The sequence below is a fragment of the Pseudomonas sp. H26/SER47-MNA-CIBAN-0231 genome (genome assembly GCF_040310465.1).
GTDB classification, from domain to species: Bacteria; Pseudomonadota; Gammaproteobacteria; order Pseudomonadales; family Pseudomonadaceae; genus Aquipseudomonas; species Aquipseudomonas atacamensis.
On sequence record NZ_JBEOPW010000041.1, the window covers coordinates 1 to 1,745 of the forward strand.

Here is a 1,745-nt window from a genome sequence, read left to right on the forward strand (position 1 = left end):
GCAAATTGCTTGGGTGTTATATGGTCAAGCCTCACGGGCAATTAGTATTGGTTAGCTCAACGCCTCACAGCGCTTACACACCCAACCTATCAACGTCGTAGTCTTCGACGGCCCTTCAGGGAACTCAAGGTTCCAGTGAGATCTCATCTTGAGGCAAGTTTCCCGCTTAGATGCTTTCAGCGGTTATCTTTCCCGAACATAGCTACCCGGCAATGCCACTGGCGTGACAACCGGAACACCAGAGGTTCGTCCACTCCGGTCCTCTCGTACTAGGAGCAGCCCCTCTCAAATCTCAAACGTCCACGGCAGATAGGGACCGAACTGTCTCACGACGTTCTAAACCCAGCTCGCGTACCACTTTAAATGGCGAACAGCCATACCCTTGGGACCGGCTTCAGCCCCAGGATGTGATGAGCCGACATCGAGGTGCCAAACACCGCCGTCGATATGAACTCTTGGGCGGTATCAGCCTGTTATCCCCGGAGTACCTTTTATCCGTTGAGCGATGGCCCTTCCATACAGAACCACCGGATCACTAAGACCTACTTTCGTACCTGCTCGACGTGTCTGTCTCGCAGTCAAGCGCGCTTTTGCCTTTATACTCTACGACCGATTTCCGACCGGTCTGAGCGCACCTTCGTACTCCTCCGTTACTCTTTAGGAGGAGACCGCCCCAGTCAAACTACCCACCATACACTGTCCTCGATCCGGATAACGGACCTGAGTTAGAACCTCAAAGTTGCCAGGGTGGTATTTCAAGGATGGCTCCACGCGAACTGGCGTCCACGCTTCAAAGCCTCCCACCTATCCTACACAAGCAAATTCAAAGTCCAGTGCAAAGCTATAGTAAAGGTTCACGGGGTCTTTCCGTCTAGCCGCGGATACACTGCATCTTCACAGCGATTTCAATTTCACTGAGTCTCGGGTGGAGACAGCGCCGCCATCGTTACGCCATTCGTGCAGGTCGGAACTTACCCGACAAGGAATTTCGCTACCTTAGGACCGTTATAGTTACGGCCGCCGTTTACCGGGGCTTCGATCAAGAGCTTCGCGTTAGCTAACCCCATCAATTAACCTTCCGGCACCGGGCAGGCGTCACACCCTATACGTCCACTTTCGTGTTTGCAGAGTGCTGTGTTTTTAATAAACAGTCGCAGCGGCCTGGTATCTTCGACCGGCATGAGCTTACGGAGCAAGTCCTTCACCCTCACCGGCGCACCTTCTCCCGAAGTTACGGTGCCATTTTGCCTAGTTCCTTCACCCGAGTTCTCTCAAGCGCCTTGGTATTCTCTACCCAACCACCTGTGTCGGTTTGGGGTACGGTTCCTGGTTACCTGAAGCTTAGAAGCTTTTCTTGGAAGCATGGCATCAACCACTTCGTCACCCAAAGGGTAACTCGTCATCAGCTCTCGGCCTTAAGATCCCGGATTTACCTAAGATCTCAGCCTACCACCTTAAACTTGGACAACCAACGCCAAGCTGGCCTAGCCTTCTCCGTCCCTCCATCGCAATAACCAGAAGTACAGGAATATTAACCTGTTTTCCATCGACTACGCTTTTCAGCCTCGCCTTAGGGACCGACTAACCCTGCGTCGATTAACGTTGCGCAGGAAACCTTGGTCTTTCGGCGTGGGTGTTTTTCACACCCATTGTCGTTACTCATGTCAGCATTCGCACTTCTGATACCTCCAGCAAGCTTCTCAACTCACCTTCACAGGCTTACAGAACGCTCCTCTACCGCATCA

1 rRNA gene is annotated in these 1,745 nt (G+C 52.6%); it reads right to left on the reverse strand.

Annotated features, from left to right (window positions below):
- Positions 1–20 precede the first annotated feature (20 nt).
- Positions 21–1,745: ribosomal RNA gene (locus AAEZ10_RS27135) — 23S ribosomal RNA — on the reverse strand; the annotation flags it as partial.